Below are 15,414 nucleotides of genomic sequence, written 5' to 3'. Positions count from 1 at the left end.
TTTATTATTCGTGATAGAAATTTCACTATCACTGCACGTCTAATGTATACCACACTCAAACATTTAAAGTGTGACTTTTGCTGTAATTTTAGTCAAATTATCGTTAGCAAATGTGTCTAGCCATGTAACCTCTTCCCAACCCCGTAACCACGTGAGCTGGCGTTTAGCTAGTTGTCTTGTAGCGATAATGCCTCTTTCACGCATTTCTGCATAACTCAACTGGCCGTCTAGGTACTGCCACATTTGTCTGTACCCTACAGAACGTATAGAAGGTAAATCTTCATGAAGATCACTGCGCTCGTAGAGTTTTAATACTTCTTTCTCGAAACCTTGTTCCAACATTATGTCGAAGCGCGTCGCGATACGTTCGTGCAACATTGCCCTGTCTGCGGGCGCTATGGCAAATTGTGCAATGTTATAAGGGCACTTTTCACCCTCTTGCTGTTGCCAATGTGTCAACGTCTTGCCGGTACTTCTATACACTTCCAGTGCACGGGTTATTCGCTGAGGGTCATTAGGGTGAATTCTCTCACCACTAACTGGGTCTACACGTCGTAGTTCGTCGTGTAGCTTGGACCAGCCCAAGCGCTGTGCCTGCTGTGTTATTTCGTCCCGAATCTTTTCATCTGACTTAGGTAGTGGCGAAATTCCATTTATCAAGGCATTAAAGTACATCATTGTACCGCCAGCCAAAATTGGCACTTTGCCCCGTGATAAAATATCGCCAATCAGCGCATTGGTATCGTTTACAAATTGCGACACCGAATAACTTTCAGCAGGGTCGATAATATCAATTAGGTGATGCACTACACCTGCTTGCTCGTCCTGCGAAGGTTTTGCAGTGCCGATGTCCATGCCTTTATATACAAGGGCCGAATCGACACTAATTACTTCACTGTCAACCTTAGCCGCTATATCTAGCGCCAGACCGGTTTTACCCGATGCTGTGGGTCCCATAATTGCAATTACAGGCAATGCAGAATTTATGCCATTGGACACTTTATTCTCCCCATACATCTAGCACTAAATTTAAGGGGCGCACTTTACCAAATTGCTCAATAATTTCCCATTGTTTCGCTTCGCTTTGCTGATCCAACCAGTACCAAAGGTTATTTGATACGTCGTCATCTAAGACTTGCTTGGGCAAAACGAGTTTTGTCATCGCAGTTTCAAGCGAGTTTTCATTCCCAATGCCTTTAATAGACAAGAAGAATTCGAACCATTTAAGCCACGGCAAATGCCTTGTTCCTGCTGGTACTTGTTGCAGTCGATATTTACCTGCCACCTTATTCACTTCAAAATGCGATGCGTTTAATAACTCGACAAGCTCATCGTCTACGTTTTCTAGGGTAACCGCCACAGGCATCAACAGCGGTTGTCCATGCTGCGCTTTTAAAAATAGTTCGCTTAACCAAATACTTGCAACTTTAGTTGCACAAAGAAGGTAAATTTCTTCAGATTTTGGGTAAATTCTACACAAAGATGAAAGATTAAGGTGTTCAACAAGAGGGTGAGTTTCTGTATCAATGCCGCTCATGTCACTATTTGGCGTCATCAAAGCATTATAATTTGACTGGTACGCCGCGCTCGGCCCTCGACTGCGGAACTGCGCTGCTCCGCCACTTCGACCTCCAGCTACACTCCCCACCGATGTCGCTCTTGGAGTTCCGGCATTTTGCCCAAAAGACTGTGATCCGCCTTGAGAAATGCCACTCGTTGAGTACCAAGAAGATTCGTTGAACGCCTGTGCGTTATCCGACGTTTGATTCTGTAAAGGCCTAATGTAATCGTGCTCTACCTGTGAAGACATAAAGTCTGAGCCGGTAGGACGGTTTGCGTCCCCCCCTGGTAACGGCTTTTCGTCGGTCATGGCATGCAGCGCATCACTCACCGTTTTACAGATGAAGTCGTGTACCAACCTGCCTTGCTGAAATCTCACTTCATGCTTGGCGGGATGAACATTTACATCTACATCTTTAGGGTTAACGGTTAAGTACACCACAAAGCTTGGCTGCTCAATAACTCCCCACACACTTTCATAGGCTTGACGAATAGCGTGCATAATGAGTTTGTCTCGCATACCTCTGCCGTTAACAAAACTGAACTGACAATCATTGCTGCTGCGAAGCATGGCCTCATTACCTAGCCAGGCATCAATGTGAAGACCTTCATACTCGGTACTAATATGTACGGCGTTTTGAACAAACTTTTGGCCAACCACAGCGCCAATTCGTGTGGCTAAGCTGCCTGCTTTGTCGGCGATAAAGCGCTTTGCAATTTTATCATTGTGTTTTAAAACAAATGACACCTTGGGGTAGCTTAGTGCTATGCGTTTTATAACTTCTTCAATATGCTGAAATTCGGTTTTCTCGGTCCGTAAAAACTTACGTCTTGCTGGCGTGTTATAAAACAGATCTGCTACATCAATTGTGGTGCCAACAGGGTGGGCCGCTGGCTGGATGTTTACTGCCATTTCCCTGCCCTCACAATAAGCCTGCCACGCCTCGCCTTGAGATTCTGTACGCGAGGTCAATGTTAATCGACTTACCGAGCTAATACTGGCCAGCGCTTCGCCCCGAAAGCCAAGAGATAGAATTTGCTCTAAGTCGTCAAGCGTGGTGATCTTGCTGGTCGCATGGCGACTCAACGCCAACTGTAGTTCACTTTTGACAATACCAGATCCATTGTCTTTTATTCGAATGCGCTTATGACCACCTTTCTCAATATCGATTTCTATTTTGGTGGCCCCGGCATCCAGGCTGTTTTCGAGTAATTCTTTAACCACAGAAGCGGGACGCTCGACCACTTCACCAGCGGCAATCTGGTTAGCAAGTTGGGGGGATAAAAGCTGTATAGGCAAAGGGCTACCCTATGATATTAACTGTATGAATTCGTGGCGATACCACATGTAAGTACAATGAGCGCTGAAAAAGCCGATGAAACAAAACCTGCGTTTATGTTCTCGGAATATTGAGTACCTGCCCTACGCGTACAACATCGCTTGAAAGATCGTTAGCGGCTTTAATGCTGCTTACTTTAACATTGTAACGCTGCGCTAATAACGAAAGCGACTCACCGCTTCTTACTTTGTGCGTTCGGTTATTCGCCCTTTCTTGTGCCCACAGTGTACCATCAGGAGGAACTTGCTTGAAGTAACGCTTAGTCGCATTAAACATGGCATTAGCTAAGCGTTCGCGATATTTAGACCAGTTCAGGTTCTTCTCTTCTTGCGGATTAGAAATAAAACCGACTTCGACCAAAATAGAAGGGATGTCTGGCGCGGTCAAAACGGCAAAACTGGCAGCCTGTGGTTTTCGTTTATGCAGGCTGGTCACCTGCTTTAACTCTTCAACCACTTTGTTACCTAAATCGTGGCTTGTCGCCATACTGTGATCCATCGATAAACCCAGTATGGTTTCAGTAAGATATCGTTCACTCGATTTATCGTTAATTACTTCAGCTGCACCACCGAGTAATTCAGAGTGGCGTTCTGATTTTTCTAGCCATCGACCTAGTTCGGTATCGGCTCTTCGCATGGACAACACCCATACCGAACCGCCTCGAGGCTGAGGCTGGCTAAATGCATCGGCGTGAATGGAAATAAGCAAATCGGCTTTCTTCTCGCGGGCTATTTCAGGACGTCGATTGGGAGAAACATAATAGTCATCGCCTCGGGTCATAATGGCGCGCATGCCTCGCTCCCGATTTATCATGTCTTCCAGCTTTTTCGCGATGCTTAGCGTGATGTGCTTTTCGTAAGTTCCCGCCGGGCCAATTGAACCTGGGTCATGTCCACCATGCCCTGCATCAATAGCAACGATAATGTCTCGGTCGCGGGCGCTGGTAGAATCATCAATTACCACTGAACCAGTTGATGACGACGCTGCTAGCGTTTTAGACGGTTTAGGTGCGGTATCGGGTAAATCGACAACTAACCTGTGCCCGTAAGCACCATCGGGGGTTACAGCGAACAACGAAGGCTTTGTATTCCGATTAAGTTCAACGACAACTCTAGCAGATGATTTGTTCTTTGGTGTGGAATAACGGAGCTTCTTAATTAAGTCACCGCTGTTTTCTATGCCAGAAAGCTTGGCAGCGTCACTGGTATTATTAAAATCGATGACAAGCCGAAGCGGATTTTTAAGCGTAAAGTAGGTGAACTCTGGCGCTGCTTTCATATCGAAAACAACACGGGTATTGTCTGGCGACGGCCATATTCTCACCCCGTCGATGTTATTTTGCGCGCCGTATGCGAACTGCACCACGAAACACAATAATAATATCGAAACTACACTGCGCACCATAATTAGCCTTTGTGTTATTGTTATGCTGCCCTCGTTAACTCCGGGGCAACTATATATTTAATTCTTCTTTCATTTTGCACTAGCGCTAAACGCGCTTGCATTGTTGAAGCAGTTTCGCACCGTGGGCACTTTTTGCTTCCAGAGTAAACTGCCTACCCGATGGCATAATATTTATACTAATCACTAAGTCCGGGGATGCCAAGTATTCGCCCCCTTTTTCCGACCATTCAACAAGCGCAATGGCACCCGAGCCAAAATAATCGCGAATTCCCATGAACTCTAACTCTTCTGGGTCGGCTAGGCGGTAAAGGTCAAAGTGATAAATATTGACGTCGTCCAGCTCATAAGGTTCAACCAATGTATAGGTTGGACTTTTAACGCTACCTGAATGACCTAGTGATTGAATGAAATAACGGCTAAACGTCGTTTTCCCTGCACCTAAATCGCCGTTTAAATAAATAACAGCATCGGTGGGGAGTTGACTTGAAACAGCTTGCGCTAAGTCTTTGGCAAGCTGCGCGGTATCATCTACTTCATTAGCAAAAAAAGAGGTGTGCGGGTAAGACATCAACAATATTCCACAGTAATACTAAGAAACACAGTAGATGCCTGCCCGTTTAAGACAAAACCAACCTATTTAGTGGTTGATAAGCGCACGTACTGCGTCGAACAAATCACTCGCTATCATACCACGTTGACCATATAGTTGGGCAATATCATCACCTGCCTTAGCATGAAGCACTACACCATATTTTGCCGCGATATCCGTTTCTACACCTTGCGCCAGCAGTGCACCTAAAATTCCGCTCAGCACATCACCGCTTCCAGCGGTAGCCATTCCAGGATTACCGTGACGGCAAACCCAGGTTTTCTTTTCATTGTCGATAAGCGTGCCCGCTCCTTTTAGTACACAGACTGCGTGGTATCGCTGTGAGCACTGTCTTGCGTAGTTAAAACGATCACTTTCTACATCATCAATAGAAACACCAAGTAAACGCGCGGCCTCACCTGCGTGAGGGGTTAAAATACTGTCCGACAACGTGTAAGCGGTTGATTGCTTACACAATAGATTTAGCGCATCAGCGTCAATCACCACAGGCTTATTCTGGCTTTGACAGTGTTTCATGGTGGTTTCAAATGTGCTTTCTGCCCATTCGTCTTGCCCAAGACCCGGTCCAATGACCACACAGGTCGCCCACGCTAGTGCATCTTCTAAGTTGAAGTCGGTGACCATGAGTTCGGGTCTACCTGCACTGACCTGAACGACTGAAGATTCATGGGTATATACGCGTACCATTCCCGCACCACTTCGTAGTGCGGCTTCACTGGCTAGGCGAATAGCGCCTGCCGTTCCGCGGTTTCCACCAATGCACAGCAGTCGTCCATACGTCCCTTTATGACTGTTAATCTCCCGTGGCCCCATCCCTTTAAAATGGTCAATATTCAGCATGGTCGCACTGGCTTTGGCCAGCGCTTGAAAGGCTTTACCAATACCTAAATCTGCATAAACTAACTTACCGCAAGACTGTTTACCCGCGCCAGTTACAAGCCCAGGCTTTATACCGACAAATGTCACTGTAATATCGGCCTGCACACAGCGGCCTAAGCTCTGCCCAGTGTTAGCATCAAGACCAGAAGGAACATCGACACTTACTACAGGTGTTGATGACGCATTTACCGCATCGATTACATCGGCAAACTCGTTACGAATATAGCTATTAATACCTGTACCAAGAAGTGCATCAATTACTACGTCAGACTTCTCAAGTAGTGCAGCGTCAAAGCCATTGATACTTCCTCCGGCATCAAGCCAACGCTGCTGAGCTTTGCCTGCATCACCCTCGAGGGTACGTTCAGGCTCTACCGCGCATAAATGTACTTGCTTACCCGCAAGTTTTGCATTGATTGCCGCTATGTAGCCATCGCCCGCATTATTACCTTGGCCCACTAATACTAAATAAACATCTGAATTTGGCATTAGCTCTAAACATTGTTTGAACACCACATCACCGGCTCGTTGCATCAACGTAAACAAATCACAACCAGAGTCAGCGGCGGCTTGCCCCTCATTTTCTCTAACCTGATCGGCCCGAAATAGTTTGTATGATAAACTTGACGTTAATTGAGTATCTAGCATGAGCAAATGTCCGAAATTAGTTCTATCGACCTTGTTGAATTGGCCAACAATATCAAGGCTTGGGGTACAGCGCTAGGCTTTCAGCAGGTTGGCATCAGCGATATTGATCTATATCAGCACGAGTCACACCTTCAGGAATGGTTAGACAATGGGTATCACGGTGACATGGCCTTTATGGAAAGCCATGGGATGAAGCGTGCTCGTCCAGATGAACTGGTACCCGGCACCTTGCGGGTGATCAGCGTTCGCATGAATTATTTACCGCCAGACGCCTCGTTTGCCAAGCATTTAAAAATGCCTGAAGTAGGGTATATCAGTCGCTATGCGTTGGGCCGTGACTACCATAAAGTATTGCGCAAACGTTTGAAGCAACTGGGGGAAAAAATCACCGCCTCTCTGGCTCATACCCAATATCGCCCCTTTGTAGACTCGGCCCCCGTGTTGGAACACGCCATTGCAGAAAAGGCCGGTATCGGTTGGACGGGAAAGCACAGTCTGACCCTAAATAAAGAGGCCGGTTCTTGGTTCTTCTTAGGGGAGCTCTTTATCAATTTGCCATTACCCGTTGATGTACCAATTGAAGAAGGCTGCGGTAGCTGCACAGCGTGTTTAACCATTTGCCCGACAAACGCCATTATCGCGCCTTATAAAGTAGATGCACGTCGCTGCATTTCCTACCTCACCATTGAATCAGACAAAGATATTCCCGAAGATTTACGGCCTATGATGGGTAATCGCATTTATGGTTGCGACGACTGCCAGTTGGTCTGCCCTTGGAATCGATTCGCTGACATCACCAGTGAAGAAGATTTTCATCCAAGGCAGGCACTTCATGGTCAAAGCCTGAATGCACTTTTCAGCTGGTCAGAAGAAACCTTCTTACGCAACACCGAGGGGTCTCCCATTAGGCGGATTGGCTTTGAGAAGTGGCAGCGAAATATTGCCGTTGCGTTAGGAAACGCACCGTATGATGAACAAAGCATTCTACTTTTAAAAGAAAGGCGAGGCTGCGTGAGTGACTTGGTAGACAGACATATTGATTGGGCACTTAGGCGACAGCAAGAAAAACAACAGGTATCTGACGCTAAAAACAGGCAACAATCGCGACTTATTCGCGTCATTGAAAAAGGTTTACCAAGAGACGCCTAGCGTTAGTTAGAACTCAAACCAGATATTCGGCAAGGTACATGTGATCTAGCAGATTAACCTGTTGAAGCTAACTGATTGTTTAAATCGGTTTGGATGTTATTACGAGAACGTACGCGGGCATTTGGCGAATGGGAAGCGGTGAAAGAAACGTTAAGTTTTAACCCCCGCTGTGCCACTTGAGTAGTGATAACAGGCGAGCCAAATTGCCACCAAGGCTCTTGCTCTAATGCTTCAATAACTCGCGATAGCTCAGTCTCAGAACCGTCATATTCTCCGGTTATTTCGCAATGCCCGTTCTCACACTTCACGGAATCTAATACGAAGCGTTCGTTGTTGGGAGGCAGTGCAAAAAACGTATTGAGTGAGCCTTCAGTTTTCGTGTAGAAAACATCAGGTGCTATCATCTGCGTATTCTTAGCGGTGGGGGCAGCATCCATCCCCCCGTTATTCGCATTGCGAGAGTCTGAAGGCGTGGCGCTAGTTTCATTAGAAATGAGCTTGGCAGCAGGCTTAATAACTTTCAGTTCACTCGTTTCCGTGGCGCGAGAGCGCGCTAACACATTAGTTAGTCGCTCTTTCTCTGCATTGGATTCACTGAGTTGGTGTTGATAGCCGGAAAATTTATACCCTGCTATCAATGCAAACGCTATCAGCAACAACACAAACCACGTTTTCATTCCACTTCCTTTATTGAAGTCGCTTACTTGTGATATTGCTTACTAAGTTCGTGTACCGCATTAACGAAAACACCGGCATTCTCAGGTGGTACGTCTAGGTGGATACCGTGACCTAAATTAAATACGTGACCGCTTCCTTCGCCGTAACCTTCTAAAATAGACGCCACTTCTTGCTCGATTCTTTGCGGCTGAGCATACAGCATTGATGGGTCCATATTACCCTGAAGTGCTACTTTATCGCCAATGCGCGCACGCGCTTCTTTAATGTCGATAGTCCAGTCCAAACCTACTGCGTCACAACCTGTTGCCGCTATTGATTCGAGCCACATGCCACCGTTTTTGGTGAACAAGGTAACAGGTACTTTACGGCCTTCATTTTCACGGGTCAGCCCACTTACAATGCGCTCCATGTACTGAAGCGAGAACTCTTTGTAGTCACGAGGAGATAATACGCCGCCCCAGGTATCAAATACCATGACTGACTGCGCGCCCGCAGCGATTTGAGCATTTAAGTACTCGGTAACAGAATCAGCCAGTTTTGCTAGTAACGCATGAAGCGTTGCTGGCTCAGCAAATGCCATTTTCTTAATTTTGGTAAAGGCTTTACTTGAACCACCTTCAACCATGTAAGTCGCTAGCGTCCAAGGGCTTCCAGAAAAACCGATTAATGGCACTTCACCTTTAAGCTCGCGGCGAATAGTACGAACGGCATTCATCACGTACTGTAATTCACCTTCTGGATCAGGAAGGCCAATTTTATCTACATCCGCTTTACACGTGATTGGATTTTTAAAGCGAGGGCCTTCACCTGTTTCGAAGTAAAGACCAAGTCCCATCGCGTCTGGTATGGTCAAAATATCAGAAAAAAGAATAGCGGCGTCGAGGGGAAAACGACGTAAAGGCTGCAGTGTTACTTCACAGGCAAGCTCAGCGTTTTTACACAGCGACATAAAATCGCCTGCCTCAGCACGCGTTGCTTTATATTCTGGAAGGTATCGTCCTGCTTGTCGCATCATCCATACAGGTGTGACATCAACCGGCTGCTTAAGTAACGCACGTAAATAACGATCGTTCTTCAACGCGGGCTTATCAACACTGGGGAAATTTTGCGACATATAACTCACCTAAATAACTGTAGATATTCGAGCAGCGAAGTATACCAGCATTCTGAACAACGTGTGCTAAAACCTGTATTAAAAAATCGACGTTTTAACGATAAATCGACATAGTGTCGATAAATGACGACGAACATTCCTTGCACATTATTAAAAAAGTAACTTGCACTTAAAGTGAGTGTTTGCTATTACTATAACCGTTAAAGAAAAGAAGCCCTTCATGGGACCGTGCTAAACGTATTGAAACCCTGCCTCGGCAGGGTTTTTTATTTGTTGCCAATTAGAGACACCGTTTTTTCAATGAGCTGACCCGCAATCGATACTTTCGGCGGAATAGTCGGCAACGCATCGACATTAAACCACTGTGCGTCATCTATCTCATTTTCTTGGCAGCGAATTTCCCCGTCGTCGTACTCAGCAATAAACCCAACCATAAGAGAATGTGGAAATGGCCAAGGCTGGCTATTGAAGTAGCGCAAGTTTTTAACCTTAACGCCAACCTCTTCGAAAACTTCTCTGTGGACCGCTTGTTCCAAACTTTCACCACTTTCTACGAAGCCTGCGAGGGTTGAATACATATTAGATTCCCTATGGCGAACGCCTTTCGCAAGAAGAATTTTTTCGTTGTTATGAATAGAGACGATGATACAAGGTGATACCCTTGGATAGGTACGGTGGTTACAGCGGTGACATTGCATGGCCATTTCCCAATCGACACGTTCAGTTTTCGCACCGCATTGGCCACAAAACTGATGTGTCCGCAAGAAGTGGATATATTGCCAAGCTCTGCCAATAACGGAAAAAGCGATATCATATTCGGCGAAAAGTAGCTGCCTGAGCGATACCCGTTCCCAGCCGGGCTCGTCTACATGTTCAGCCCCCAAGTCAACGACAAACACGGGGAAGTCTCGGTGCGCGGTTTCGTTAAGCGGCGGAAGCTGATGAATCTCATCGACATAAGATGCTAAAAAGGGAATGTCACTCAAATAAGCAACGGGGATAGACTCAGAGGACTCTTGCACCAAGACTTTGCCACGACTAAAAACCACCCACATAGCCTGCTGGGAGGTCAATTTCGCCTCGTCTAATTTTAACATCATTGTGTCATACTCCTGTGCTTTTAAACTTCATAGTACACTAGGGACTAATAAACATTATTTTGCATTTGAACCAAAATTTATAAAACCAAGGCCAACTGCCCGCCCGCAAGTATCTTATGTATCTTAGCACTATGTTTTTACTGTAATCTTTTTCGCGCAAAATTTGTGTCGCTAGTGCACGGTGTTATACTGAACCTTATTGTCGCCAAACAGGTAGCACATCACAATGTTGCAACAGTTGGAAAGCGTAAAATCTCAATGGGGTGGCAAAAGCCAGGTCATAGACCGCTGGCTGTTAGACAGGCAGGCCTTGCTGGTTTCATATTGTGAACTTGCAGGCATTAATAAGCAAAGCGAATGTCTGCCCGATGCCGATGAAATCGCAAACTTTTGTGGCGCTTTACTCGATTATCTCTCGGCAGGCCATTTCGAAGTTTTCGATATATTAGTTGAGAACGACAGTGAAGGTTTAGCACTTCGAGATAAACTTTACCCGAGATTGACAAAAACCACTGACGCCGCACTGGAATTTAATGATACGTTTGCACAAGCAGTAACGCCAGAACAGGCAGCCGGCTTCGACTCAGCCCTAGCCCAGCTTGGCGAGACACTAGAAGAGCGTTTTGCCTTGGAAGATGAGTTGATTGCTCATGTGCATTTAAACAAACGTGATCCAGAAGTGACGCTTTAATATAACAATGAAAGTCGAGTTTACGGTTATCATAAATGAACAAAACCACACTTATTCATAAGGCACGTGCATATTGCGAACAACGCGGTGCCAGATTTACACCACTTAGAGAAAAGGTGTATGAGATTCTTGTATCAAAGCACGGCCCTATGGGTGCTTATGAATTACTCGACTCACTAAAAGAAACTGAATCTAGTGCCAAACCAGCAACGGTTTACCGCGCCCTCGATTTTCTTCTTGATTTTGGGTTTATTCACCGCCTAGAGTCTACCAATGCATTCGTAGCCTGCTATCATTTTGGTTGTAATCACCCTGTTCAGTTTCTAATTTGTGACAGCTGTGGAGATGTAGCGGAAATTCAATCAGAAGGTCTTCAAGAGACCCTTGATAGCCAAGCTAAGCAGCACGGGTTTAAGGTGTCTAAACAAACCATTGAGGCCCATGGATTATGTGCCGACTGTCAACAAACGGAAGATCACGCTGCCCAGGAGAGTGTACATGAATGCTGATTTTGTGAACCCGTTTATTGCCGGCCTATTAAACGTGCTAGAGACCATGGCACAAACTAAATTGACGCCAGGCAAGCCTAAACGCAAACAAAGCGATATCGCTAAAGGTGACGTTTCTGGTTTGATAGGCATGGTGGGCCCTGATGTTCGTGGTTCAATGTCTATTACATTTGATGAGTCACTAGCCCTTACTATTATGGAAAGAATGGTGGGAGAGCGCCCTGAGAAGCTTGATGCAGAGGTGGGTGACATGGTTGGCGAAGTTACCAACATGATTTGCGGAAACGCAAAACGAGACCTCGCCGAACGCGGATATGAGTTTGGTATGGCAACGCCTATCGTTGTATCAGGAAAGCAACACACAATAAGCCATCAGGTTGATGGCGCTAAAATTATTCTACCTTTCATGTGCGACGAGGGATTAGCGCATTTGGAAATCTGTTTTGACAAATAATTTCTGGCACTCTGAAAAAATTACACTGGAAAGCTACCCGAGAGGATTTCACCTGATAACACAGCAGGTGGAATCGGCCCTTCCCAGTATTCGTCATGTTGAAGTCGGCCTCTTGCACCTATGGCTTCAGCATACAAGCGCAAGTTTAACAATCAATGAAAATGCCGACCCTACAGTGAGGCACGATATGGAAGCCTTCTTCAACCATAGTGTAAAAGAAGAGCTTTCTTTTTTCAGGCATACTTATGAAGGTAAAGATGATATGCCTGCCCACTTAAAATCTAGTATACTAGGCTGTCAACTTACTATACCTGTCCAACAAGGCAAACTTGCACTTGGTACTTGGCAGGGTATCATGCTCGGTGAACACCGAGATCATGGTGGAAGACGAACAATTATTGCCACATTACAAGGGATAGCATCTTAACCCATATTATAAATGGCACAATTTGTGCTAGCATTTGACGCTAAGCACAACACAAAATTATCTATAATCGATAATCACTCAACGTTAAACAGGATGTGACTATGAAACAACACTTTAAAATGGCAGCGCTATCTCTTGCTGTAATTTCTGCTACCAATGCATTCGCTCAAGATTCTGCTGAGCCAGAGTACAAAAGCTGGTTTGGTATTTCGGGCATGTACTATAACACCGACGAATCTCGTCCTTTAGATTTGACTGAAGGCGAAGTATATGACGACGGTTTAGGTGCAACGTTCGAGTACGGATTCCGCTTCACTCAAAGCTGGGCTGCACGTGTAGAATTCACGAAACTGTCTGTAGACTTCCGTGACGGTGGTGATGACAGCGGCGAAATGACTGGCGTAGACGCACTATACTTTATGCCTGACGACGCATGGTTCGTATTCGGTGGTGTTAAACGTCAATCAGTGGGTGACTCTACCACGCTTGGTAACATCGGTATCGGTAAGCACTGGAAAGTTGGTGAGACAGCTCGCCTAATTACAGAAATTGCGACATATCACGATTTCGGTGAAAGCTATAATGACTTTAGCGTAAAAGTAGGTCTTGCGATTCCATTTGGTAAGAGCACACCTTCAGCACCTAAGGACAGCGACAACGACGGCGTTGTAGATGGCAAAGATCAGTGCCCAATGACTCCAGCTGGCGTTCGCGTTGATGCGACGGGCTGTAGCGTTGATAACGACAACGATGGTGTTCTAAACAGTGTTGACCAGTGTCCTAACACTCCAGCTGGCACTAAAGTAGATGCAACTGGTTGTGCGCTTAAAGATGCTGACAACGATGGCGTTGTAGACAGCAAAGACATGTGCCCTGATACACCAGCAGGCGTTAAAGTTGACGCTAAAGGCTGTACAGTATTTGACGAAGAGACAGTAGAAATCACATTACGCGTTCTTTTCGACAACGAAAGTGCTGTTGTTAAAATGCCAAAAGATCCAGAAATCTCTGAATTCGCTGAGTTCATGAAGCAGTATCCTTCAACAACTGCGGTAATCGAAGGTCACACTTCTGCGCCAGGTTCTGAAGCATACAACATGGACCTTTCTAAGCGTCGTGCTGCTAACTTCAAAGAAGTAATGGTAGACATGTACGGTATCGAAGGTTCTCGTTTAGAGACTATCGGTTACGGCGAAACTCAGCTTCTAGACAAAGGTAAGAACGCTGAAGCGCACCGTGTTAACCGTCGCATTTCAGTGACAGTTAAAGATACAGTGAAAGTAGCTGAAGAAAAATAATTCATTTCCTATGAATTGAAAAAGGCGCCGAAAGGCGCCTTTTTTGTGTCTGTCGCTTTTTGCTAAATGAGCATATTAAGGAAACAACTACCTCTCACCCATCAATTATAGCTAGCGAACTTGTTAGCTAATAAACCACCGAAAAACTCTAATACTCATCAGCTATGGCAGGGCCTGCGTAGTTATCAAAACGGGAAAACTGCCCTTGGAAGGTAAGTCGGCAGGTACCGATTGGGCCATTACGCTGCTTACCAATAATAATTTCTGCAATGCCTTTGTATTCACTGTTTTCGTGGTAAACCTCATCACGATAGATGAACATGATAAGGTCGGCATCCTGCTCAATTGAGCCAGACTCACGAAGGTCAGAGTTTACTGGGCGTTTATCGGCACGTTGTTCCAGCGTACGGTTAAGCTGTGACAACGCAACTACTGGTACTTCAAGCTCTTTAGCCAAAGCTTTTAATGAACGAGAAATTTCGGCAATTTCCAATGTACGGTTATCACTCAAAGACGGAACGCGCATTAGCTGAAGGTAATCCACCATAATAAGGCTTATCCCGCCTCGTTCTCGCGCAAGCTTACGTGCTCGGCTTCGCACGTCCATTGGTGTTAGACCCGAAGAATCATCAACAAATAAGCTGTCTTTGTCTTTAAGCATGGCCATGGTGTTGGATATACGTGCCCAGTCTTCATCATCTAGCTGTGCAGTACGGATCTTAGTTTGGTCTACGCGACTTAACGATGCCAACATACGCATCATGATTTGTTCCGAGGGCATTTCAAGACTGAAAACCAGTACCGGCTTGTCTTCGGCCATCATGGCGTTTTCAATCAAGTTCATGGCAAAGGTTGTTTTACCCATCGATGGACGCGCCGCAACAATGATGAGGTCCGACGGCTGCATACCACTGGTCATTTTGTCTAAATCGGTAAAGCCGGTTGTGACACCCGTCACTTCTTTATTGGTTTTTACCAATTCTTCTAAACGATCGATGGTCTTGCCTAGAATAGATTCGACATCACGAGGCCCCTCGTTTTCACCAGTTCTTCGCTCGGCGATTTCGAATACTTTACTTTCCGCAAGATCAAGAATGTCGGCACTGTCTCGGCCTTCAGGGTTGTAGCCTACTTCAGCAATTTCATGGGCTACACCGATTAGCTCTCGAGTTATGGCGCGTTCGCTGATAATTTGCGCATAAGACACAACGTTCGCAGAACTAGGGGTATTTTTGGCAAGTTCGCCTAGGTAGGCAAAACCGCCCGCATCTTCCAGCTCATCGTGCTTTTCCAGCTCTTCTGATACCGTAATTAGGTCAATGGGCTGGCTACTGTTAAGTAGTCGCGTGATAGCACGAAAGATAATTTGATGTGAACGGTTGTAAAAGTCGTTATCGGTAACGAGTTCCGCGACCTTATCCCAGCTTTCAGGGTCGATAAGCATGCTGCCTAAAACAGACTGCTCAGCCTCAATGCTATGAGGTGGAACCTTCAATTTATCAACATTTTTATCGTTTTTAGACGCAGACGCCACAAGTAAAACCTATTCCGAT

Annotated in this window: 15 protein-coding genes; 6 read left to right on the top strand and 9 right to left on the bottom strand. The window is 45.8% G+C overall.

The window, feature by feature from the left end:
• Window positions 1-63: 63 nt before the first annotated feature.
• From miaA to E5672_RS13355, 5 genes are all read right to left on the bottom strand, one after another.
• Window positions 64-1,017 carry a tRNA (adenosine(37)-N6)-dimethylallyltransferase MiaA gene (gene miaA, locus E5672_RS13375; protein WP_167483146.1) on the bottom strand — a complete coding sequence of 318 codons (954 nt, stop codon included), beginning with the start codon at window positions 1,015-1,017 and terminating at the stop codon, window positions 64-66.
• Window positions 1,001-2,860 carry a DNA mismatch repair endonuclease MutL gene (mutL, locus tag E5672_RS13370; RefSeq protein ID WP_136782638.1) on the bottom strand — a complete coding sequence of 620 codons (1,860 nt, stop codon included), beginning with the start codon at window positions 2,858-2,860 and terminating at the stop codon, window positions 1,001-1,003. The genes miaA and mutL overlap by 17 nt, the downstream gene beginning before the upstream one ends.
• A gap of 94 nt (window positions 2,861-2,954) precedes the next feature.
• The gene (locus E5672_RS13365) at window positions 2,955-4,304 is read right to left on the bottom strand and encodes an N-acetylmuramoyl-L-alanine amidase (RefSeq protein ID WP_136782637.1); all 1,350 of its coding nucleotides are present in this window, start codon (window positions 4,302-4,304) and stop codon (window positions 2,955-2,957) included.
• A gap of 85 nt (window positions 4,305-4,389) precedes the next feature.
• On the bottom strand, window positions 4,390-4,872 hold the full coding sequence (tsaE, locus tag E5672_RS13360; RefSeq protein ID WP_071817646.1) for a tRNA (adenosine(37)-N6)-threonylcarbamoyltransferase complex ATPase subunit type 1 TsaE: 483 nt from the start codon (window positions 4,870-4,872) through the stop codon (window positions 4,390-4,392).
• A 69-nt stretch (window positions 4,873-4,941) separates the two neighbouring features.
• Complete coding sequence (locus E5672_RS13355) at window positions 4,942-6,441, bottom strand: NAD(P)H-hydrate dehydratase (RefSeq protein ID WP_071816227.1); 1,500 nt, start codon at window positions 6,439-6,441, stop codon at window positions 4,942-4,944.
• A gap of 6 nt (window positions 6,442-6,447) precedes the next feature.
• Here E5672_RS13355 and queG point away from each other — a divergent pair, with 6 nt between their 5' ends.
• Window positions 6,448-7,590: a tRNA epoxyqueuosine(34) reductase QueG gene (queG, locus tag E5672_RS13350; protein ID WP_136782636.1), complete on the top strand. Its 1,143-nt coding sequence runs from the start codon at window positions 6,448-6,450 to the stop codon at window positions 7,588-7,590.
• Between the two features lie 53 nt (window positions 7,591-7,643).
• On the opposite strand, the gene E5672_RS13345 is transcribed toward queG, so the two are convergent.
• From E5672_RS13345 to nudC, 3 genes are all read right to left on the bottom strand, one after another.
• Window positions 7,644-8,267 (bottom strand): hypothetical protein, encoded by a 624-nt coding sequence (locus E5672_RS13345; protein ID WP_136782635.1) that lies wholly within the window; start codon window positions 8,265-8,267, stop codon window positions 7,644-7,646.
• Window positions 8,268-8,290: 23 nt separating this feature from the next.
• Complete coding sequence (hemE, locus tag E5672_RS13340) at window positions 8,291-9,382, bottom strand: uroporphyrinogen decarboxylase (RefSeq protein ID WP_136782634.1); 1,092 nt, start codon at window positions 9,380-9,382, stop codon at window positions 8,291-8,293.
• A 266-nt stretch (window positions 9,383-9,648) separates the two neighbouring features.
• Entirely contained in the window at window positions 9,649-10,482 is an 834-nt protein-coding gene (gene nudC, locus E5672_RS13335; RefSeq protein ID WP_136782633.1) for an NAD(+) diphosphatase, read from the bottom strand.
• Between the two features lie 226 nt (window positions 10,483-10,708).
• On the opposite strand from nudC, the gene rsd reads away from it, so the two are divergent.
• From rsd to E5672_RS13310, 5 genes are all read left to right on the top strand, one after another.
• Window positions 10,709-11,173, top strand: a complete 465-nt coding sequence (gene rsd, locus E5672_RS13330; RefSeq protein WP_136782632.1) for a sigma D regulator — start codon at window positions 10,709-10,711, stop codon at window positions 11,171-11,173.
• A gap of 35 nt (window positions 11,174-11,208) precedes the next feature.
• Window positions 11,209-11,682 (top strand): transcriptional repressor, encoded by a 474-nt coding sequence (locus tag E5672_RS13325; RefSeq protein ID WP_014951103.1) that lies wholly within the window; start codon window positions 11,209-11,211, stop codon window positions 11,680-11,682.
• Window positions 11,672-12,136, top strand: coding sequence for a chemotaxis protein CheX (locus tag E5672_RS13320; protein ID WP_014951104.1), 465 nt, complete (start codon window positions 11,672-11,674; stop codon window positions 12,134-12,136). The genes E5672_RS13325 and E5672_RS13320 overlap by 11 nt, the downstream gene beginning before the upstream one ends.
• Entirely contained in the window at window positions 12,126-12,563 is a 438-nt protein-coding gene (locus tag E5672_RS13315; protein WP_136782631.1) for a secondary thiamine-phosphate synthase enzyme YjbQ, read from the top strand. The genes E5672_RS13320 and E5672_RS13315 overlap by 11 nt, the downstream gene beginning before the upstream one ends.
• A 101-nt stretch (window positions 12,564-12,664) precedes the next feature.
• Entirely contained in the window at window positions 12,665-13,861 is a 1,197-nt protein-coding gene (locus E5672_RS13310; protein ID WP_136782630.1) for an OmpA family protein, read from the top strand.
• 148 nt (window positions 13,862-14,009) lie between these two features.
• Here E5672_RS13310 and dnaB read toward each other — a convergent pair whose 3' ends face one another.
• Window positions 14,010-15,395 (bottom strand): replicative DNA helicase, encoded by a 1,386-nt coding sequence (gene dnaB, locus E5672_RS13305; RefSeq protein ID WP_136782629.1) that lies wholly within the window; start codon window positions 15,393-15,395, stop codon window positions 14,010-14,012.
• Window positions 15,396-15,414: the final 19 nt, after the last annotated feature.

Source organism: Alteromonas portus (genome assembly GCF_005117025.1).
Taxonomy (GTDB): Bacteria; Pseudomonadota; Gammaproteobacteria; order Enterobacterales; family Alteromonadaceae; genus Alteromonas; species Alteromonas portus.
This window is presented reverse-complemented; position numbering and strand designations above follow the sequence as displayed.

Bases quoted from the DNA above. Each gene is read 5' to 3' on its own strand.
- E5672_RS13345 (WP_136782635.1), bottom strand. From the start codon at position 8,267: ATGAAAACGTGGTTTGTGTTGTTGCTGATAGCGTTTGCATTGATAGCA.
- E5672_RS13325 (WP_014951103.1), top strand. From the start codon at position 11,209: ATGAACAAAACCACACTTATTCATAAGGCACGTGCATATTGCGAACAA.
- hemE (WP_136782634.1), bottom strand. From the start codon at position 9,382: ATGTCGCAAAATTTCCCCAGTGTTGATAAGCCCGCGTTGAAGAACGAT.
- E5672_RS13310 (WP_136782630.1), top strand. From the start codon at position 12,665: ATGAAACAACACTTTAAAATGGCAGCGCTATCTCTTGCTGTAATTTCT.
- miaA (WP_167483146.1), bottom strand. From the start codon at position 1,017: ATGTATGGGGAGAATAAAGTGTCCAATGGCATAAATTCTGCATTGCCT.
- nudC (WP_136782633.1), bottom strand. From the start codon at position 10,482: ATGATGTTAAAATTAGACGAGGCGAAATTGACCTCCCAGCAGGCTATG.
- E5672_RS13365 (WP_136782637.1), bottom strand. From the start codon at position 4,304: ATGGTGCGCAGTGTAGTTTCGATATTATTATTGTGTTTCGTGGTGCAG.
- rsd (WP_136782632.1), top strand. From the start codon at position 10,709: ATGTTGCAACAGTTGGAAAGCGTAAAATCTCAATGGGGTGGCAAAAGC.
- E5672_RS13355 (WP_071816227.1), bottom strand. From the start codon at position 6,441: ATGCTAGATACTCAATTAACGTCAAGTTTATCATACAAACTATTTCGG.
- tsaE (WP_071817646.1), bottom strand. From the start codon at position 4,872: ATGTCTTACCCGCACACCTCTTTTTTTGCTAATGAAGTAGATGATACC.
- E5672_RS13320 (WP_014951104.1), top strand. From the start codon at position 11,672: ATGAATGCTGATTTTGTGAACCCGTTTATTGCCGGCCTATTAAACGTG.
- queG (WP_136782636.1), top strand. From the start codon at position 6,448: ATGTCCGAAATTAGTTCTATCGACCTTGTTGAATTGGCCAACAATATC.